Below are 19333 nucleotides of genomic sequence, written 5' to 3'. Positions count from 1 at the left end.
TCAGGCGGATGGAGAAAAAACCATTTCCTGCGGTGATTCAGGCAACTTCTTACCCATGCTTCCTGTACGTCTGCGGCATGCTACCAATCACCTTCCCGAAGACGAAAATCTTGTTCATCTCTTCCTTCTCAATTGGCTCCCACGGGCGATAGGTCTGGTTGTCTGAGATTACCAGTAGTTTGTCTTTCATCTTCTGAAGTCGCTTAACATGAGCTGTTTCGTCGTACAGGAATGCGTAAATGCCATCTCCATCGAAATGCTGAATGCTAATGTCGACGAAAAGAAGATCACCTGGTTCAATTGTTCCGGACATGCTGTCACCGCGAACGTTGATAATACGGATCTGCTCTTGTTTACGCCCGTTGAACATCTGGCGCGCATCTTCAACTGAGTATTCCACGGAGCGTAACACCTCCACGAACTCACTATTAATGACTCCGGGGCCAGCGCTGACTGTAAGGTCGAGGACGTCAACACGGAAAATGTTTGGATCGGCTTTTATAGGAGCAATGGAAACTGGTTGTTGACCGTCAGATCTCATTGGCCCAATACCTGTAGACAACCACTCAGTTCTCACACCGAGCGCATTCGCAATTTCTACAATCTTAGTCGAACCGCGAGCGTTACCGCTCGTTAGTCTCCAGATGGTTGGCTGAGCAACTCCTGACGCCTTCGCAAGAGCGCCCTGAGACATCCCGGACTGTTCCATTGCCTGATTCAGGCGTTCAGCAAGAGTTTCTTTTTTCATGGTTTTTAATTTATACGCTTGCGTATTGATGGTCAAAACACGTTTTGCTATTGCCTTGATTAATACGCATTGCTATCATTGTCTCGTTCAATACTTTTAGGAATTGAAAATGACCAACAAAATAATCCAACGCGCCATTGATATTGCCGGCAGTCAAAAAAAGCTTGCAGACCTCTGCGGTGTAGCTCAGCCAACTGTTTGGCGATGGCTCCATGGAGGCGGCATTGATGCGCGATACGTTATGAAAATCGTGTCAGCAACAAACGGGAAGGTTAAGCCAGCTGATATTCGTCCAGATCTCGCATTGTTGCTTGGTTCAAACAACCGCTAATTCTAACCACGAAAGGGAAAGCACTATGCAATCACTTACGTACCAACAAAATACCGGATTCCATTCGTCCGCGATGATAAATCGTGCTCAACAAGAGCATGGCGATAAACATGATGCCATTCGTGACGCGGTCCGCTCCTGGGCGGGCGCAGATGGTCAGGACGTAGTTACGGCTCTGATCATCGAAGAGTACCAGGCGCAGGGTGGTGATGACATCACTTTCCCTGATGATCTCTGCCGGAAACGCCAGAAGCTCTTTCGCTTCCTGGACAACCAATTCAACAGCGAGCGGTATCGCGAGAACGTCCGCCAGCTAACCCCGGCAATCCTCGCGGTTCTGCCGATTGAGTTTCGCAATCGCCTGCTGCCAGAGGACAACATCATGGCTCGCCTGGCGCGTATGGAGAAAGAAACCAGTGAAGCAAAGATTGCCGTCGCGCTGGATGCGCCACGGCATCAGAAGCTGAAAGAGTTGAGCGAGGGGATCGTGGAGATGTATCGCGTTGACCCTGGGTTAACTGGTCCGCTGATGGAGATGGTGCAGATGATGCTGGGGGCTATATGACCGGTTCAAAAATGGCGAAAGCCGCGGTGCGCGAACACCAACGGCTTTCTGGTGCAATTCATTGCGAAATCATTGCGGGGTAAGTATGCCTAACAACAAATTGTTTTGCCAGCGTGTCGGACCGCGACTGGATAAATCTTCCCTTAATTATTCTTCAGGAGGACTTAATGGCCGGAGACTGGATAAAGATGCGTACATCACTGGTCACCAGCCCGAAGGTGAACGGAATTGCGCGAATACTGGAGCGTTCACCGGAGGTGGGAAAAATGTTCACACTTTCGCATAACACCACGTTATCAGACGTTGTAACGCGTAACGTAACCCGTAACGTTACGGTGTCGTTACTAGTAACGTTTTGGTCTGCGGCAAATGAACACTCGCGTAACGGTGTATTTGAAAATGCAGACCTGTCTGATATCGATGATATTGTCGGAGTACCCGGTTTTGGGGCTGCATTATCAACCGTAGGCTGGGCCATTTATGATGCGGAGAATAACTGCGTCATTCTTCCAAACTTCAATGAATACAATACGTCAGGTGATATTCGCTCAGCTACGGCCAAGACAAATGCGCAGCGCCAGAAGGAGTTTCGTGAACGGAAAAAACTCCAGGAAAGTAACGTAACGAGTAACGTTACTAATAACGTAACGCGTAACCACAGAGAAGAGAAGAGAAGAGAAGATCTAAACCCAGAGAGAGAACGCGCGGGCGGAAGTCATTCTGGGGATGATATTTCTGGAAATCACCCACCTCTGCCAGCTATCCCTCCCAAACCTCAGAACGAGGATTTTGGGCCCGGTCTGGATTTTGGCCCATTGGGTAAATTTCCGATCACTGACTCATGGACCCCGTCTCCAGACTTCGTGCGTCAGGCTGCGCTCTGGGGTAAGAACGTCGGCACTGAGCCGGGTTACACCGCTGAAGAACTTCAGCAATTCCGTGATTACTGGATACCTGACGGCAAGGTTAAACACCAGTTGGCTTGGGAGCAGACCTTTGCCAACAGTCTGTTGCAATCGCGTGGTCACGGCCAAAGGACCGTCCATGTTGGACAGCGAGATCCCAACCGAATTTCTGAGCCAGATAAAACCATCCCGACCGGGTTCAGGGGGTAACGGTGAAAAACATTGTTAATTCTGGCAGCGCTCTTGAGCGCCTGAAGAAACTCATACCGCCAGGCGTACAGCCGAAGTTCACCAGCGCAGCAGAACTGCTGGCGTGGCAGCGTGAAGAAGGCCTGAAACATTGCGAAGAGCTGAGCAAGCGGAATCAGAAAGCGCGCACAGAGAAAATCTTCGGTCGATCTGGTATCCAGAGCCTGCACCGCAGCTGCACGTTCGCCAACTACGAAGTATCCGGAGAGCAACAGCGAAAGGCCTACACCATGGCGAAAAGCTACGCACAGAACTTTGGGGCTGGCTTTGCGAGCTTCGTGTTCAGTGGCGGGCCTGGTACCGGTAAAAACCATCTGGCAGCAGCGATCGGAAATCATCTCCTGTCCGGTGGCAAATCTGTGTTGGTGGTGACAATCCCTGACCTGATGCTGCGTGTTCGCGAGTGCTACGACGGTGGCCAGTCAGAGGCTTCACTTCTGGATGACCTCTGCAAAGTCGATTTGCTGGTACTGGACGAGGTCGGTATTCAACGCGGTAGCAACGGGGAGAAAGTCATCTTGAATCAGGTTATCGACCGTCGCCTGTCATCGATGCGCCCGGTTGGCGTTCTGACGAATCTGAACCATGACGAACTTCTTGGCGCGTTGGGTGCGCGGGTTATCGATCGCCTCCAGATGGATGGCGGGATGTGGGTGAACTTTGACTGGGGCAGCTATCGCAAGAACGTTAGCCATCTCCGGATCGTTAAATAACCTCGAGGAAAAATCACTATGGCAAGCAAATCACTGTGGGCAATCGTCGATTTCCTTCGGGTTAACCAGACCATCACGCCTCGTCAGGTCCAGAGCCTGCTGGGATGTGACTGCAAGAAGGCACATAACCTGCTGCTTCACCTGGTACGCAGAGCGGTAGTAATCCGCACTGGCGAGCCGCACCGCCCGGTCTATTCGCTGCAACCCGGCGGGGAGTTGAACATCAAGCAGCTCAAATCGAACATGAGCAAAAACATGGTCACATCAGTTTGCCGCACAAGTCCGGCTATGCAGCGTGTACTGGCGTTTTACGGGAGAGCATCAGCATGAAACCAGATGTTAAAAAAATCATCGCCGATATCAAGGCGACAAAAGGGAACCGCAAATTTTGTAATGGCCTGGCTGGCACACTCCAGGATGATAATTATGCGTCATCGATTTGCAAATACGTTAAAACCGTAACGCCGGAAAGAATCGATCTCCTGATTGAATATGCTGAAAAACTTGAAGCCGAAGTCACAGACATGGCAGTACAGCTCGCTAACGCCGAGAGCAAGTGCAGGGAGCTGGCGGGGGAGAATGAAAAGCAGAATACGCATAGCGAGGCCCTGGCGGTAGACAATGCAGCATTGCGTGAAGTGGTTGAACGCATGGTCAATCAATTTGCAATGAGTGGTATTTCTCCAGAAGAGAAGTCAATCAACCCCGCAAAATCACTTATGTTTGATGCTAAATCAGCATTGTTTATGCCAGCGACCGACGCCTACCTGGCTGAAGTGCGGGCCGCCGCAGTAGATGAAGTTTGCCTGAAAATTAGCAACGAAATTGTTAATTGCTATCAGGACGAACAGGTCGGCCTTGATGCAGCAGCAACTATCTGCGGTGACTTCGCCGCCCAACTTCGCAAAGGAGCCGCGCTATGAGTATCACAGTCGAAAAAATGAATGTACTGGCATTCACTGTCACCGGCGCTGAACGTATCGACCCGATTCGCGTGATGATTGAAAACTATGAACCAGGAAAAGGTCGCATCACTATTACCTGCTATGGAGCAGCGTGGACGGGGGCATGGTTTTCAATGGGAGGCGATTCAGTACAGGAATTCATTAAGCGAGTAAGCAATGAGTACCTGATCGGATGCTTCGACCCGCAACTGCAAAGTACCGTTGATGACGATAATGATGCGAACCTTATTTTTGTGAAGTCTGAAATCATCAAACTTCGCCGGCAATTGGAGATTAGCCACGAAGAAGCAAGGGTTATGTGGGATGAGGCAGAAGGTGCCGATGACGTGAAGGCGAGCTGCTGCGATTACCTTGTCGGTGACAAGTTGCTTAACCTGCTGGGTGATGACCCATGGTATGCGAAATGGCCGACTGCGCCAAACCACAAATATCAATACCTCGATCGCATCGTTAGCGCTGTACGTGATGGACTTAACCAGCTGGAGACAGCCCAATGACAATCAACAAACAGGCGCTGCGTGAAGCGGCGCAGGAAGAAATAATGCTCCGCTCTGTCAGTGATACCTCTGACGCCTGGCAGGATGAAGCAAGCCCGGAAGCTGTGCTGGCGCTTCTGGATGAGCTGGAAGCCGCAGAGAAGCGCATAGCAGAACTGGAGGCAAAGTTAGCTAATCCCGTTTTGCTGCCAAAAACAAACGGCTACTGGAATGAGCAAGAAAAGGCGTATGAAGAAGCCATTACGCTCGCCAAGCGGCAAGTTCGTCTTGCTGGATTTCGCTGTGAGGGGGATGAATGATGGGAAAGCGAGATTTTAAGCCAGAAGGCGCGGCCTGTTGGCAAGGTGGTAGTTGCACCCATCGCGGAGTGACTCGACGTAATCGTTATGTCACTGGTGGAGATGGTCGGAAATTTGAATCTTGTCCGTATTCTGACGACTGGTATGCGCTGGGTGACACTCTGGATTCGGTCGGGCAACCATACAGATATCGAGTCACTGGTGATAAAGCCACAGAAATTACTCGGTTCTTCGACGAAGCAATCCGCGCCGCTGGCATTGGCGTGAAGGGGGAGTGAGAGATGAGCAAATTTACAGACGTACATGACCTGTTAACCGCGTACCAGAAACAAGCTCGGAAGATACAAGCTAAGGGTGTTTATGCCTCAAGACATCGACAGGTTGAGGTAAACGCGGCCCACGTGCGAAAGATAATGCGTAAGCGTCGGCGGTCAGTCGGCAAGTCAAATAAACTCGGATGTCGCTTTACGGCGGAAATGCGCGTAGCACTGATTTGCGATATGAATTTTTGGGCTCTGGTCTGTCGCTATAACCGTAAGCAGGAGCATGCAGCATGACAACTAACAACCACCCGGCGCACGGTCCTGTATCACTCGATCGCCTGCACCAGATACGCGAAATACTCAGCAAAGCAGCAGCACAAAGCGACGGCGGTAATATCGGCTACGCAATGGCTGATGCTGTGAAGGTGATTGGTGAAGTTCTTGGACGTCGGCAGGCTGATAATCTGCCGGTTCATCCAACCATAGCCGACGAGAAGTTAGACGATGAAACACTGCAGGAACTCATCGAGTTTCGCCGTAGCACTTTTGAATATCACTCAAAGGAAGGGCACAAAGTACAGACAATCATTCACGGCGTAGTGCTCTCAGCGCTGCTGGAGCTTCAGGAGCGTCGCGCCGCCATGCTTCAGGCGGGCAACTCTCCGGTAACTCCGGATTGCTCATGCCGCACATGTCGACCTGTAACTTTCACTGATAGTCGCTTCGTTGTCTGCCATGAATGCGGAAACAAACGCTGCCCTCATGCCAATGACCACAGGAATGCATGCACAGGCAGTAACGAGCCTGGTCAGGTTGGTAGCGCATATCCAGCAGCGCCGCAGCAGGAGGTGAAGTGACGAACAAGTTGACGAGAATTACCATAGATATAAATCAAGGCCCTTACGGGCCTTTTATTCTATGATAAACGGACTTTGTTTGAGAGTGACACCATGAAGCCGAAGAAGCTAAATGCTAAGCAGCAATACCAATTAGACCTTGAGTTGGTCAAGAATAAACCTGCGAACCGGACAGAGGCAAAAGCCCATTTAGCGGCACAATTACGGATTAGTAAGTACAAGGCACAAACCTCTTCCAAAATTCGCGTTGGCAGTTTCAGGGGAAAAAAGAAAGTACATTTCAGTAAGGCGGAAGAAGCAGCCAGGGCAGCACTAAGTAAAGCAAATGCCATTAGATTTTCCGAAGGAGAGGTCGAGTCCGTCGATACGGATCGAATCTCAGAAAGTAACAAACGCTGGCGCGGGAAAACTGCTGACTAATGTCTGACTGGAACATTGCTGCAAAGCCGCAGGAAGATCGCGACAAGGTCAACGTTGACCTGGCGGCCTCCGGGGTGGCCTACAAAGAGCGCCTGAACATGCCGGTTATCGCTGAACAGGTAGCCCGTGATCAGCCAGAGCATCTCTGCGAATACTTCATGGAGCGTGTGCGTTACTATCGCGAGCAAAGCCTGACATTACCGAAAGCATCCGACCCGCGCTATCTGGATATGGCAGCCCAGAACGAGAAGAAATAATGGGCTGCCTCATTGTAAGCGGAATCAAGTTTTACGTTCTGGCAGAAGGTGAGTCATATCCCGATCCGCATAATGATAATCGGTATGTCGGTGCATATGCCGTATTCCCGTTTGAGGGAAAGTGGGTTGCTCAGAAGTATTTCAGGGGAGGACGCTGGAGTGATATCACCGAACGCCGATTTAACACTGAAAACGAGGCATTCAACTTCACATACGAATACGCGTTTCTCCCGGAAAACCGCTACAAATATTAATCAGTTCAGCTAAAAGCAACATTTGATTTTCCATTATCAGCTGTACATAATGTCAGTGTCAGCCTGAGCAACTGACAACCTTATGCGCCACGGAGAGCACCATGGCGCACGAACTACAACTAATCAAGCAGTCTTCAGGAATCCTGATCCCCGCCACGCCGGAGACCAGTGATATTCTGCAATCAAAATTCAAGCTCGGCGCCGTGCTGGTGGCTGAGTTCCGGCAGGTACGCAACCCGGCTTTTCACCGTCGCTTCTTCGCATTACTCAATCTCGGTTTCGAATACTGGGAACCTACTGGCGGAGCAATCTCTTCCAACGAACGCAAGCTGGTAACCGGCTATGCCAAGTTCCTTGCCTCATTCGCGGGAAGTGAAGCAGCACTCCTGGATGCTGCTGAGCAATATCTGGACCGCATCGCCGATAAGCGCGCCGGTAGTATCAGCATCTGCAAATCCTATGACGCATACCGTGCATGGGTGATCGTCGAGTCTGGCCACTACGACGCCATACAGCTTCCCGACGGCACCCTTCGCAAACACCCCCGCAGTATCGCCTTCGCCAACATGGACGAAACCGAGTTCCAGCAGCTGTACAAAGCCGCGCTCGATGTTCTGTGGCGCTGGGTATTGTCCCGGGCATTCAAAGACCAGCGTGAAGCGGAAAACGCCGCCTCGCAGCTCATGAGCTTTGCGGGGTGATGGCGATGAAATATTCCTGGTTTCACCATCATGAATGCACCACCGAGCAATCCGACGAGCTGGTGGCCAGTTACCGCCGCCGAGGCGCCACGGTAGAACGCAGCCTGAATCGCGACAACATCACCTGGACTGTCAGCGTGCAGCTGCCGGAAAGCGAGAAAGCGCCGCGCCCTAGCCGGGTATGGCAAAGCAAGGCGTGGGGGTGAGTATGGCTAAGCTACCGCGCCGTAAGTGCGCCAACAAAGAATGCCGCCAGTGGTTTCACCCGGTGCGTGATACGCAGACTGTCTGCGGTTATGAGTGCGCCAGCGCTGTCGGCAAAGAGCAGACCAGAAAAGCCCGTGAAGACGCTAAGCGCAAAGAGTCCGCCAAACAGCGCGCTACTGAGAAGAAAGAGCGAGCCGCCTGGCGCCAGCGTAAAGCTGCGGTTAAGCCGCTGAAGCACTGGGAAGATTTAACGCAGCGTGTAGTCAATGACTATATTCGCGAGCGTGACCATTATTTGCCATGCATCAGTTGCGGGACGTTCGAAACCGTCCAGTGGGAAGCAGGTCACTACCGCTCACGCGGTAAGGCATCACATCTTCGCTATCACGAAGACAATATCAGTAAACAGTGCCACCACTGTAACGTGCAGTTGTCGGGCAATCAGCAGCAGTACCGCCTTGGCCTTATCGAGAAAATTGGGCCTGAGCGCGTCGAGGCACTCGAAAACAATAACGTCCCACACCGATACACCATCGAAGAACTCGAAACCATTAGGAAGCACTACAGCGCGCTTCGCCGTGGATTAATTAAGAGCAGGGAGGCTGCATGACATTTGAATCCTGTTTTGCCGATCACCTCCGCGTTCGTTGGCAACGATTGCGCTTATATCACTTTCCCGGCTCTGTGCTGACGGACTACCGAATACTGAAGAACTACATCAAAACCATAGGCGGTGCTGTATGAACACTCAATTTCTCGAATACGTGCGCCAGCAGCTGATAGTGGCCACCGCCGATCTGAGTGGTGCGACGAAAGGGCAGTTAATGGCCTGGCTTGAGAACGCGCAGTTCGATACCGGTACCTTTAAGCGGAAGAAGATGAAGGTGAAGGATGAGGTTACTGGCGAGATGATAACTCTGGATAACCCGCCAATCCCCGGTAAACAGTCGCATGCCAAGGGATCGCATATTCCGCTGGTGCAGCCGGTTGAATACTCCACTGCATCGTGGCGCCGCGCGCTGATGTCACTCGAAGAACACCAGAAGGCCTGGCTGCTATGGAACTACAGCGAGAATGTGCGCTGGGATAATCAGGTTGAGGTTACGCAGTGGGCGTGGGCTGAATTCAAGTCGCAGATGGGGGATCGAAAGATAGCTGGTAAAACCATCGAACGGTTGAAGGCGTTAATTTGGCTTGCTGCTCAGGATGTGAAAGCAGAACTAGCTGGGCGCAGCACATACGAGTACCAGCAGTTGGCGCAACTGGTAGGGGTATCAAAGCCAACTTGGACTGAAACCTACCTCCCGCACTGGCTGGCGATGAAACAAGCATTCTCACGCCTTGATAATCAATCCTTGCTTTCCGTTTCGCGATCACGTTCACAACAAAAGGCGACAAATTTGGATGTAAGTCTTGCAAAACCGAACTGAAATGGGTATATTTCGTGTAAATCTGATATTGTGCCATTGTTGTATGCATTGGCAGTAAATGAGTTTTCGAGCCCGAGGTTAACGCCTTGGGCTTTTGCGTTTCTGGAGGTTTTAATTGTTTAACGTCAACGCGTTGGTGAGAAAAGGAGTCAAGAATGTTCGTTTCAGATGACCTTTTGGAGAAAGGAATGGACATTACTTACGATGACATTAGAGCCAGTAGAGAGGCGCTTGAGCAAAAATATCTCAAACGCAAAACTGAGTTGCATGAGTACGGGTATAAAATAGTAAGAAGTTATAAAGAGTCTTTAAAGCTTCCTGACAATCACTATGTCAAAGCTGATGGCTCCCAGCGGGCGTATGTAACTTGCGGTGTAATAAATAGTAAGCAGAATTATGAGTCTCGACCATTATCTGTCATGCCTCTTGATGATAATTATGGTCTTCAATTTTTGATCAGCACAGCAGTTGAAGACTCTCCAGCAAGTAATGATCAATACGTCTATGTGGAAGTTTACATTTGGAAAGAAGCGGGGATATTGATGGTTACCATCGATAAGCAAGATACCCTGTCTGTTCCATACCCAGAAGAAGATAATGCCTTTGCTGGCGTGGACGCACTGATTAAATCTCGAGTACTGTTTAAATGTACTGACGAACGACTTGATTAATTAACTCAAATCAACTTCAAGCCCCGGCACCCGCTGGGGCTTTTTTATTTCAGGCTTCCGGGAATCATCCGCTACGTGCTTTGTTGATAAATCCAGCCCGTGAAGCCTGACCCTTTTCATACACACACAGCGCCATCCGAAGAATCGGAGGTGAGGCTATGACCAGAATGAGCACCATTTACAGCAGACTTTCATATGGAACAGGCACCACGCTGACCGGCTGCGGTGTATCAGCGAAGGCATACGCCGAAACAGCTAAAACAGCAAAAGAGGTGTCCTGGATGTTGGCCGACAGAATTGCAGGGTTAAGCCTGAGCGACTGGGCAATTATTGTCGGTATCGCATGCACCGTTATCACCTGTGCAGTGAACTGGTACTACAGGCAAAAGGAAAGGGATGACCGGCTTAATGGCAATGTCACCAAAGCTGAAGAATAAACTGAGCGCAGCGGTCGTTGGTTTGATTCTTGCCGGGGCTTCCGCGCCCGTGATTCTCGATCAGTTTCTGGATGAGAAAGAGGGTAATAGCGAGCAGGCGTATCGTGACGGCGGCGGGCTCTGGACGATTTGCCGTGGCGCCACGGTGGTTGATGGTAAACCCGTTATCCAGGGTATGAAGCTGTCAGCTGAGAAATGTGCCCAGGTGAACGCCATTGAACGCGACAAGGCGCTGGCATGGGTTGAACGAAATATAAAAGTTCCGCTGACCGAGCCGCAGAAAGCAGGTATCGCTTCTTTCTGCCCCTATAACATCGGCCCCGGAAAATGCTTCCCGTCTACGTTCTATAAGCGCATCAATGCTGGCGACCGTAAAGGAGCCTGTGAAGCGATCCGCTGGTGGATTAAAGACGGCGGCCGCGATTGTCGTCTGACCAAAGGTCAGAAAAATGGTTGCTATGGACAGGTAGAACGACGGGACCAGGAAAGTGCGCTGGCATGCTGGGGGATAGACCAGTGAACCTGCGCTATCAGTTTATTGCCATTTCGCTGCTGGTGGCCGTTGCATTCATCGCGGGTAGTGTATGGAGCAGCCGCGGTTGGGAAAAAAAGTGGGCGGAACGTGATAGCGCGGAATCATCGCAAACAGCGAACGCGCAGACCGCTGCCAGAATGATTGAACAAGGGCGTATTATCGCCCGTGATGAGGCTGTAAAAGATGCACAAGCACAAGCCGCTAAATCTGCTGCCACTGCTGCTGGCCTGTCTGCCACTGTTAGCCAGTTGCGCACCGAAGGAACAAAGCTTGCCGCCCGCCTGGACGCCGCAAAGCACACCTCAGATCTTGCCGCTGCCGTCAGAAGCAAAACAGCCGGAGCCGACGCCGCAGTGCTCGCCGACATGCTCGGACGCCTTGCAGAAGAAGCTCGATATTATGCTGGACGAGCTGACGAAAGCTACCGCGCTGGAATGACGTGTGAGCGGATTCATGACTCGGTGAGAGAGTCAAATAACCAACAATGAGCTTCGCAATCAGCAGTCGCCAGATGAAAGAAAATAAGCATGTACTGGCTATTGAGCATGAGTACATTATGCATCCACATTTGCTAGTTGGACGACAGTAATTGGTTAATAATTGAACGGAATGCGGTATGATAAACCACATTCATTAAAAGGTCAGCCATCATGTCATTCTTCGATTACGCAATGCAGCGTGTTGGGCTTGTAGCCAATATGACTGTCACGTGTCCGATATGTTGACATAAATCCACACACTCGACCACGAAAGTACGCCAGCAACAGGCGTTACTTTGCCCTAAATGTAAATCGCTGTTTGTCATTCACAGGTAGTGGGTCGCGATACAAATAACCCCAGGCCTCGCAATAGCGGGGCTTTTTTATGCGTATCACACATCCACATGTAAAAGGAAAAATACCATGAGTAACAAAATCATTACGCTATCTGGCGCTGCTAATGAAGTGCTTTATGCGCTGTTTTTCCGTGGCGCGTTGCTGTCTGGTGATCTGCCTTCTAAATCTGGCACAGCCGAATTGCGCGAGCTTGGTTTTGCTGAAACCAGACACACAGCAACCGAATACCAGAAAGAAAATCACTTTACCTTTCTGACGTCAGAAGGTCAGAAATTTGCCGTTGAACATCTGGTCAATACGCGTTTTGGTAAGCAGCAATATTGCACTTCGATGACGCTTGGCGTTGAGATTGATACCTCACCATTTGTTGTGAAGAACGGTGAGGTATTCATCAAGGAAGCCAATATCGCTGGTGGTTCTATCCGCGCTGCCGAATTAGAAAAGCCTCAGCCGGTGACCAATATCTACAACATCAATTTTGGTGCTCGCAGTGATGAACCGGCACAGAACCAGGTAACCATCAGCGCCGACAAATTCGAAGTTAACTCTGGCGTCGATACCAATCTCGAAGCGGTGCTTGGTAACTCGCTGAAAAATGCTGCTGAATGTGCGGCGCTGGATGTCGCAAAGCAAATGGCAGCAGACAAGAAAGCAATGGATGAATTAACTTCCCATGTCCGCAAGGCCATTATGATGGAATGTTTCCCCGGTGGCGTTATCTGGCAGCAGTGCCGTCGATAGCCTGTGGAGGTCATATGCGTCTCACTGTAGTAGATGACGATCCCGGCAAACGAAATCTACTGCTGTCTGCTCGCCGTACTGTTCACGGCATTCCTTCCGCATTTCAAACAGGATTAACTCATGGTGAACGAAGACGAGCGCAGGCCACTTCCACCAGTTAATTTCATTGGCCCTGATAACTGGCAGCCCTACACCAGATTGATTCCCGCCAATGAAGTGCATGACTGGATAAGCCATCAAATCCTCAGCGATAGCGGAAGCATCCATAACCCAGACCACGCCCATTTAATGGAAGCTGATTTGTGTTTTATGTGGGCTTCTGACTCATTCGCGAAGAAAGGGCGCTACGTTCTCGGACAGGCCGAACAGGTAATGCTCCGCGCAGGTGGTTGGCAGAAAGCCAGAATGGAACAGCAGATGTATGAATGGTTCGGGCGCATCCCGAAGTTCATCATCACGCTGGCAGCCGACTACTGCTCACAATGCAGCGACCTTGAATTCTGCGCCCTGGTAGAGCATGAGCTTTACCACATTGCCCAGGCCACCGATGATTTCGGCGCACCTAAGTTCAACAAAGAGACCGGGCAGCCAGTTCTCACATTGCGCGGCCACGATGTCGAAGAGTTTGTCGGTGTAGTACGTCGATACGGGGCGAGCACTGACGTGCAAGAGCTGGTGGACGCAGCCAATCAACCTGCAGAGGTGGCAAAACTTAACATCGCCAGAGCATGCGGGACGTGCATGCTGAAACTGGCTTAAATACTGGACTGTATAAGACGAATGGTGATTTATGGCTGCATTAAAACCTGATGTGAAAGCCTTCATCATTCAGTCGCTTGCGTGTTATGACACGCCATCGCAGGTGGTCGAGGCTGTCCAAAAAGAATTCGGGATCAATATAACCCGACAACAGGCCGAATCTCACGACCCTACGAAGGCCAGCGGTAAGACGCTCGCAAAAAAGTGGGTCGAACTTTTCAACGCAACTCGCGAACGCTTCCAGAATGAAATTTCCGATATCCCGATCGCCAATAAGGCATATCGGCTGCGTGTACTCGACAGGATGGCTACGAAAGCAGAGGGAATGAAAAACATGGCCCTTACTGCCGCCCTGATGGAGCAGGCGGCCAAGGAAGTTGGCGATGCTTACACGAACAAACAAAAAGTAGAGCAAATAGTGGTTGCCACTCATAACGTTATGCCGGTCCCATCCTGCGATAACGTGAATGAGTGGGAAGCAGCAGCGCAGAAGCAGCAGAGCGAGGTTCTTGGTGGATGAATTACAAAGCCGTCTGGAAACCCTTGCCGGGATCGCAATCGCTCTCCCTGAGCTGTCCATGTAACGAAATTCTCTACGAGGGCACGCGCGGGCCGGGTAAAACTGCCGCGCAGCTGGCGCGCTTTCGTCGTCTGGTTGGTCTGGGCTATGGTTCGTTCTGGCGCGGTGTCATTTTCGATACCGAGTATAAGAACCTCACCGATATCATTACCCAGTCAAAGCGTATGTATCGCCTGTTCAACGACGGTGCCCGATATCTGGCCTCAGCATCTGAGCTGCGCTGGGTGTGGCCGACTGGTGAGGAGCTGCTGTTCCGCTTCGGGAAAGAAGAGGGCGACTACTGGGATTACCACGGCCAGGAGTTCCCGTTTATCGGGTTTAACGAGCTGACCAAGCAGCAGTCGGGTGAGTTCTACGAGATGATGTTCTCCTGCCGGCGATCATCTTTTCGGCCCGAGAACTACCCGAGGGATGATGGCTCACTGCTGAAGCCGATTCCACTGGAGACATTCAGCACCACAAACCCGTTTGGCATCGGCCACACATGGGTTAAGAAGCGCTTCATTGAGCCTGCGCCGCGCGGCACCATCATTCGCGAAACGCAGAAGGTGTTTAACCCTCAGACCGAGCGAGAAGAGGACGTGACGCTGACGCGTGTCGCTATCCACGGTTCGTTCAAAGAGAACCCGTATCTGGATCCGCAGTACATCGCGACGCTGATGGCAATCAAAGACCCTAACCGGCGCAAAGCCTGGGTAGAGGGTTCATGGGATGTCACCAGCGGTGGTCGCTTTGACCATCTGTGGAATGCCTCGCATCACGTGATTAAGCCGTTCCGCATTCCCGATAGCTGGACGGTTGACCGCTCTCATGACTGGGGAGAATCGAAGCCGTTCTCCAACCTCTGGTGGGCGCGGGCTGACGGCACCACCGCTGAGCTGCCTGATGGTCGCCAGTTCTGCCCGCCTGCCGGGTCGCTGATCCTCATTGGCGAGTGGTACGGCTGCCCGCCTGATGAGCTGAACAAAGGGCTGAATATGTCATCCACCAACGTTGCTAAGGGCGTGGCGTGGATTGATAAGCGTCTGGTGGGAGAGGAGCTTGCTGAGCCTGAGGAGATAAAACTCAACGGGGTGACGCAGGGGCAGCTGAACATCATGCCCGGTATCTGCAAGAAGGTTGTTCCCGGACCTGCTGACGGGGCTATCTACAACACCGGTGATGACGAATTATCTATTGCCCAGAAAATGGAATCCCAGGGCGTTAAATGGGTGCCATCCAACAAGAAGCCAGGTTCACGCGTGAACGGCGCGGCACTGTTTGCTGACATGCTGGAGGCCGTCATTGAGGGCAAGAAGCTGGAATCAGGTATGCCAGAGAAACCAGCATTCTACGTGTTTGACTACTGCCGGGGCTGGATTAGCCGTGTTCCGGTTCTCGTTCGCGACAGTAAGAACCCTGACGATGTAGACACACAGCAGGAAGATCACGATTGGGATGGCACGCGCTATGCCGTCCTACATTCACCGCCGAAGAAAGTCGGCAAAGTCACCAGCCTGAGGCTCTAAACCCATGCCTGATATTTCAACCCCCAATCTGGACTATGGGAACATGGTGCAGGCGTGGGACATCAACGACGCCCTGATGGGCGGCACGCTGTACATGCGCCAGCTTGGTGAGGCTTATCTGCCGCGCTGGCCAAAAGAGGACAAAGAGGATTACAAAAAGCGCCTGGCTGTGGCCACGCTTCTTCCTGCCTACGAAGAGACCATCAACCAGAACGTTGGCCGCGTATTCGCTGAGCCGATCCAACTGGGCGAGAACGTCCCGGATGCGCTGCGCGAATTTGCGAGGAACGTGGATCTTGAAGGCAGTCGCCTCGATGTATGGGCACAGGCGTTCTTCAGCCTGGCGATGCAGTACGGTCTGTCCCACGCGCTGGTGGACTACCCCCGGGTCGATGCCGAGCAGGTAAAGACCAAGGCTGATGAAAAGGCCACCGGAGCGCGTCCCTATGTGACGATGCTGAATCCCCGCCAGGTGATCGGCTGGAAGTCGACGATGACCGGCGGCAAGGTGCAGCTCACTGCGTTGCGCATCAAAGAGGTGGTGGTCGAAGATGGTGACGACTTTGGGCAGACCAAGGTTGAGCAGATTCGACTGCTGACGCCCGGGAAGGTGCAGATTTACCGCAAGGCCACTGGTGCCGATGGTCAGGTGAACTGGGCGCTGCATGAAGAGTGGCAGACCTCCCGCCGAGATATCACCCTGGTCACGCTCTACACCAAACGTACCGGGTTTATGTGTGGTTCACCGCCGCTGCTCAACATGGCGCTGCTGAACGTTAAGCACTGGCAGAGCCAGAGCGAGCAGGACAACATTCTGCATGTCGCACGGGTGCCTCTGCTGACGGTATTTGGCCTTGGGGATGGTGAGGAGTTGGTTATCGGCTCTTCCTCTGCAACTCAGTTCTCCGACAGGCAGAAACAAGGGCTCGAATACGTCGAGCATACTGGCTCATCCATTGGTGCTGGCAAAGATTCGCTGACTGACCTGGTGGAACAGATGCGTCAGGCAGGCGCGAAGCTGCTGCGCACTGATAATACCTCAACCAAGTCCGTAGACCAGACCTCTGAAGAGAAAATGCAGGAACAGTCGCCGCTCTACACTATGGCAACCAGCCTGGAAGATGCGATCGACAACATCCTGCAAATTATGGCCGAGTACATCGGGGAATCTGAGGGTGGTAACGTCGATGTCCGCACCGAGCTGGATGTCGAGTCGAAAGAGTTCAATCCTCCTGCTGCACTGGCCATTCAGTCGCTACGTCAGGGCGGTGACCTTCGCCGCATCGATGCGATTAAATCCCTGCAAAAACTCAACCTGATTGATGCCGATGCAGACCCGGAGAAGGTCCTGGACGAATTGCTGGCTGAATCATCGTCTCTGGATACCAGAACGTTAGACGAGGTATAGCATGGTCCGCTCTGTCAATGACCGTCTGCAGGACGAGACGATAGCGCACGGCCTATATGTGAATCGCTACGGTACCGGCGTCGCCCGGCGGATGGTGGCTCTACTCAACAAGCTGGATGCTGACCTGGCCGCCAGACTGCTGGTGCTGCTGGATGGCAAGCGTGCTGATACCTACAGCGCCCGTCGCCTGGCATCGCTGCTGGCTGGTGCGCGTGACCTCAACCAACAGGCATATGAACCGGTTAATTCCGCGCTGGCGCGCGAACTGACGCGTTACGTTGAGTATGAGGCGGGGTATCAACTGGACCTCTTCAGCAGCATTATTCCGAAGCAGATTCTCCAGCACGTTCCGCTCCAGAGTATCGCACCAGAGCAGGTTTACGCTGCTGCCGTGGCGCAGCCATTCCAGGGACGATTGCTCAAGGAGTGGGGGCAGAAACTCGAATCGGATCGACTGGACAAAATCACTAACGCTGTGCGCTCCGGTTTCCTCCAGGGTGAAACGGTAGAGCAGATTGTCAGACGCATTGCTGGTACGCCACAGCGTAATCGCGAGGACGGGGTGATCAACACATCCCGGCGCGACCTGGCCGTAGTCACGCGCACGGCGGTGAACCATATGGCTGCTTCAGCGCGTCAGGAGTTCGCCCAGGCCAACAGCGATATCGTGAAGGCCAAACAGTGGTCTTCGACTCTGGACACCCACACCAGCCAGTGGTGCATCATCCGCGACCGTAAACTCTACACACTCGATGGCAAGCCGCTGGGCCATGCAATTCCGTATCTGCGCGGACCCGGCAAAATCCACTTTTGCTGTCGCTCCTGTGAAATCCTGATCACTAAATCGTGGGAGGAAATGCAAATAGCATCAGGCGAGCTGAGCAGCGTCACGCGAGCCTCAATGGACGGACAGGTGCCAGCTCATACCAGCTATGCCGAGTGGCTTGCGAGGCAGCCTTACGCGCGGCAGGAGCAGGTGCTGGGCGTTACTCGCGCGCAGATGCTGCGTGACGGCAAAATCACCGTACCGGAGATGTTCAACGATGCCGGGGAGTACCTGACCCTGGACGAACTGCGCCGCGTGGATGCGTCGGCATTTGAGGGATAGGGTATGCGTAATGATGATTTTCACTGCGTGGGCGATGGCCGTGGCAGACGAAGGGTGTTTGTAAATGGTAATGAGGTAAAGAGCTGCGTTTGGGCGGACGTTAAGCGAGGTGTCGCTTGCATTCATCCACACCCGCTGCGGATCAATAAACGAAAGCGGAGTGAGGTTTACTCCCGCAAGCTACGCGGCGAAATTACAATCGAATTTATCTAACAGGCTGCCTCCGGGCAGCTTTTTTTATGCCTGCCGCTGAGCGGATGCGACGCGGTGCCCGGGTCGGATGACCCATTACGTATGGCCGGAAGGCTGGAGCAAAAACAATGAAACTGAAACTTGATGCTAACGGAAATGTGGTCGTTGAAAACGGTATGCCTGTGTACATCCATGATGACGGCAAAGAAATCCCGTTCGATGCGGTCGCAGCGATGACCAAAATCACCTCTCTGAATGGCGAGGCGAAAACTCACCGTGAAGCGAAGGAAGTGGCGGAAGCCAATCTCGCGAAATTCTCTGGCATCACCGACCCGGCCAAGGCGCTCGAGGCCCTGGAAATGATGACCAAAATCGACCAGAAAAAACTGATTGATGCTGGTGCCGTTGACCAGGTAAAGGCGGAGATCACCAAAGTTTTCCAGCAGCAGCTGGACGAGGCGAACGGTAAGACCAAACAGCTGGAAACTCAACTCTACGACGAGATGATCGGCGGCCGTTTCGGTGGCTCTAAGTTCATCTCCGAGAAGATGGCGATCCCGACGGAGTTCGTGCGTTCCTACTTCGGTCAGAACTTCAAAATCGAAGAAGGGAAGGTTGTCGCCTACGACGGCCAGGGCAATAAGGTGTTCTCTCGCACCAAGCCCGGCGAGTTAGCCAGCTTTGATGAGGCCCTGGAGTCTCTGGTCGAGTCGCATCCGCAGAAAGATTACATCCTCAAAGCGTCCGGTAACAGCGGCGGCGGCTCTCACCAGTCGCAGCACCAGGCCGGGCAAAAAACCATGAAACGCGGTGCGTTTGATTCCCTGGATAACGCTGGCAAGCAAGCAGCGCTGAAAGACGGCGTCAGCATCGTCGATTAAATCGAAAGGAGCCATA

29 protein-coding genes and 1 pseudogene are annotated in these 19333 nt (G+C 52.4%); 29 read left to right on the top strand and 1 reads right to left on the bottom strand.

The features are described from left to right. Nucleotides 1–49: 49 nt before the first annotated feature. Entirely contained in the window at nt 50–748 is a 699-nt protein-coding gene (locus HV229_RS14655) for a helix-turn-helix transcriptional regulator (RefSeq protein ID WP_181547709.1), read from the bottom strand. A gap of 109 nt (nt 749–857) precedes the next feature. On the opposite strand from HV229_RS14655, the gene HV229_RS14650 reads away from it, so the two are divergent. The 29 genes and pseudogenes from HV229_RS14650 (at nt 858) to HV229_RS14515 (ending at nt 19317) form a co-directional block, all read left to right on the top strand. Then, on the top strand, nt 858–1079 hold the full coding sequence (locus tag HV229_RS14650; protein WP_181545725.1) for a helix-turn-helix domain-containing protein: 222 nt from the start codon (nt 858–860) through the stop codon (nt 1077–1079). 25 nt (nt 1080–1104) lie between these two features. Continuing rightward, complete coding sequence (locus HV229_RS14645) at nt 1105–1644, top strand: toxin YdaT domain-containing protein (RefSeq protein ID WP_181545724.1); 540 nt, start codon at nt 1105–1107, stop codon at nt 1642–1644. 167 nt (nt 1645–1811) lie between these two features. Then, nucleotides 1812–2759, top strand: a complete 948-nt coding sequence (locus tag HV229_RS14640; RefSeq protein WP_181545723.1) for a DnaT-like ssDNA-binding domain-containing protein — start codon at nt 1812–1814, stop codon at nt 2757–2759. Between the two features lie 2 nt (nt 2760–2761). Then, nucleotides 2762–3511, top strand: a complete 750-nt coding sequence (locus tag HV229_RS14635; RefSeq protein WP_071687775.1) for an ATP-binding protein — start codon at nt 2762–2764, stop codon at nt 3509–3511. A gap of 18 nt (nt 3512–3529) precedes the next feature. Then, nucleotides 3530–3841 carry a hypothetical protein gene (locus HV229_RS14630; protein ID WP_049041807.1) on the top strand — a complete coding sequence of 104 codons (312 nt, stop codon included), beginning with the start codon at nt 3530–3532 and terminating at the stop codon, nt 3839–3841. Continuing rightward, on the top strand, nt 3838–4434 hold the full coding sequence (locus HV229_RS26315; protein WP_249417754.1) for a hypothetical protein: 597 nt from the start codon (nt 3838–3840) through the stop codon (nt 4432–4434). The genes HV229_RS14630 and HV229_RS26315 overlap by 4 nt, the downstream gene beginning before the upstream one ends. Beyond that, nucleotides 4431–4973 carry a hypothetical protein gene (locus tag HV229_RS14620; protein ID WP_181545722.1) on the top strand — a complete coding sequence of 181 codons (543 nt, stop codon included), beginning with the start codon at nt 4431–4433 and terminating at the stop codon, nt 4971–4973. The genes HV229_RS26315 and HV229_RS14620 overlap by 4 nt, the downstream gene beginning before the upstream one ends. Next, complete coding sequence (locus tag HV229_RS26310; RefSeq protein ID WP_249417753.1) at nt 4970–5272, top strand: ead/Ea22-like family protein; 303 nt, start codon at nt 4970–4972, stop codon at nt 5270–5272. Before HV229_RS14620 ends, HV229_RS26310 begins: the two co-directional genes overlap by 4 nt. Before the next feature lie 553 nt (nt 5273–5825). Further along, nucleotides 5826–6392: a hypothetical protein gene (locus HV229_RS14610; protein ID WP_181545720.1), complete on the top strand. Its 567-nt coding sequence runs from the start codon at nt 5826–5828 to the stop codon at nt 6390–6392. A 93-nt stretch (nt 6393–6485) separates the two neighbouring features. Beyond that, entirely contained in the window at nt 6486–6812 is a 327-nt protein-coding gene (locus HV229_RS14605; protein WP_016156242.1) for a hypothetical protein, read from the top strand. Continuing rightward, complete coding sequence (locus tag HV229_RS14600; RefSeq protein ID WP_181545719.1) at nt 6812–7069, top strand: DNA polymerase III subunit theta; 258 nt, start codon at nt 6812–6814, stop codon at nt 7067–7069. Before HV229_RS14605 ends, HV229_RS14600 begins: the two co-directional genes overlap by 1 nt. After that, nucleotides 7069–7323: a hypothetical protein gene (locus HV229_RS14595; RefSeq protein ID WP_016156244.1), complete on the top strand. Its 255-nt coding sequence runs from the start codon at nt 7069–7071 to the stop codon at nt 7321–7323. The genes HV229_RS14600 and HV229_RS14595 overlap by 1 nt, the downstream gene beginning before the upstream one ends. 101 nt (nt 7324–7424) lie before the next feature. After that, entirely contained in the window at nt 7425–8024 is a 600-nt protein-coding gene (locus tag HV229_RS14590; RefSeq protein ID WP_049041767.1) for a DUF1367 family protein, read from the top strand. Further along, entirely contained in the window at nt 8024–8230 is a 207-nt protein-coding gene (locus HV229_RS14585; RefSeq protein WP_181545718.1) for a hypothetical protein, read from the top strand. Before HV229_RS14590 ends, HV229_RS14585 begins: the two co-directional genes overlap by 1 nt. 2 nt (nt 8231–8232) lie before the next feature. Further along, nucleotides 8233–8841 (top strand): recombination protein NinG, encoded by a 609-nt coding sequence (locus HV229_RS14580; RefSeq protein WP_181545717.1) that lies wholly within the window; start codon nt 8233–8235, stop codon nt 8839–8841. Then, complete coding sequence (locus HV229_RS14575; RefSeq protein WP_181545716.1) at nt 8838–8975, top strand: YlcG family protein; 138 nt, start codon at nt 8838–8840, stop codon at nt 8973–8975. Before HV229_RS14580 ends, HV229_RS14575 begins: the two co-directional genes overlap by 4 nt. Beyond that, nucleotides 8972–9661 (top strand): bacteriophage antitermination protein Q, encoded by a 690-nt coding sequence (locus HV229_RS14570; RefSeq protein WP_048997997.1) that lies wholly within the window; start codon nt 8972–8974, stop codon nt 9659–9661. The genes HV229_RS14575 and HV229_RS14570 overlap by 4 nt, the downstream gene beginning before the upstream one ends. A 155-nt stretch (nt 9662–9816) precedes the next feature. Then, nucleotides 9817–10332, top strand: a complete 516-nt coding sequence (locus HV229_RS14565; RefSeq protein ID WP_048997996.1) for a hypothetical protein — start codon at nt 9817–9819, stop codon at nt 10330–10332. Between the two features lie 158 nt (nt 10333–10490). Then, nucleotides 10491–10769 (top strand): phage holin, encoded by a 279-nt coding sequence (locus HV229_RS14560; protein WP_181545715.1) that lies wholly within the window; start codon nt 10491–10493, stop codon nt 10767–10769. Continuing rightward, on the top strand, nt 10741–11289 hold the full coding sequence (locus HV229_RS14555; protein ID WP_181545714.1) for a lysozyme: 549 nt from the start codon (nt 10741–10743) through the stop codon (nt 11287–11289). The genes HV229_RS14560 and HV229_RS14555 overlap by 29 nt, the downstream gene beginning before the upstream one ends. Continuing rightward, nucleotides 11268–11792, top strand: coding sequence for a DUF2514 domain-containing protein (locus HV229_RS14550; RefSeq protein WP_181545713.1), 525 nt, complete (start codon nt 11268–11270; stop codon nt 11790–11792). The genes HV229_RS14555 and HV229_RS14550 overlap by 22 nt, the downstream gene beginning before the upstream one ends. A gap of 276 nt (nt 11793–12068) precedes the next feature. Then, nucleotides 12069–12119 (top strand): annotated as a pseudogene (locus tag HV229_RS26515) (hypothetical protein); the annotation flags it as partial. An 87-nt stretch (nt 12120–12206) separates the two neighbouring features. Next, complete coding sequence (locus HV229_RS14545; protein ID WP_136398002.1) at nt 12207–12881, top strand: Fur-regulated protein; 675 nt, start codon at nt 12207–12209, stop codon at nt 12879–12881. Nucleotides 12882–13001: 120 nt separating this feature from the next. Further along, nucleotides 13002–13640, top strand: a complete 639-nt coding sequence (locus HV229_RS14540; RefSeq protein ID WP_019076560.1) for a putative metallopeptidase — start codon at nt 13002–13004, stop codon at nt 13638–13640. Nucleotides 13641–13671: 31 nt separating this feature from the next. Next, nucleotides 13672–14160 (top strand): DUF2280 domain-containing protein, encoded by a 489-nt coding sequence (locus HV229_RS14535; RefSeq protein ID WP_094543014.1) that lies wholly within the window; start codon nt 13672–13674, stop codon nt 14158–14160. Then, a complete protein-coding gene (locus HV229_RS14530; protein WP_047416709.1) occupies nt 14157–15728 on the top strand; it encodes a terminase in 1572 nt (523 codons plus the stop codon). Before HV229_RS14535 ends, HV229_RS14530 begins: the two co-directional genes overlap by 4 nt. A 4-nt stretch (nt 15729–15732) precedes the next feature. Further along, the gene (locus HV229_RS14525) at nt 15733–17136 is read left to right on the top strand and encodes a DUF4055 domain-containing protein (protein WP_181545712.1); all 1404 of its coding nucleotides are present in this window, start codon (nt 15733–15735) and stop codon (nt 17134–17136) included. A 1-nt stretch (nt 17137) separates the two neighbouring features. After that, nucleotides 17138–18244 carry a phage minor head protein gene (locus HV229_RS14520; RefSeq protein ID WP_181545711.1) on the top strand — a complete coding sequence of 369 codons (1107 nt, stop codon included), beginning with the start codon at nt 17138–17140 and terminating at the stop codon, nt 18242–18244. 320 nt (nt 18245–18564) lie between these two features. Continuing rightward, nucleotides 18565–19317 carry a DUF6651 domain-containing protein gene (locus HV229_RS14515; RefSeq protein ID WP_016156687.1) on the top strand — a complete coding sequence of 251 codons (753 nt, stop codon included), beginning with the start codon at nt 18565–18567 and terminating at the stop codon, nt 19315–19317. Nucleotides 19318–19333 lie beyond the last annotated feature (16 nt).

Source organism: Citrobacter sp. RHBSTW-00524 (assembly GCF_013747755.1).
Lineage (GTDB): Bacteria > Pseudomonadota > Gammaproteobacteria > Enterobacterales > Enterobacteriaceae > Citrobacter > Citrobacter braakii.
Note: the sequence above shows the minus strand (reverse complement) of the source record. Positions and strands in the feature narration are given on the sequence as shown.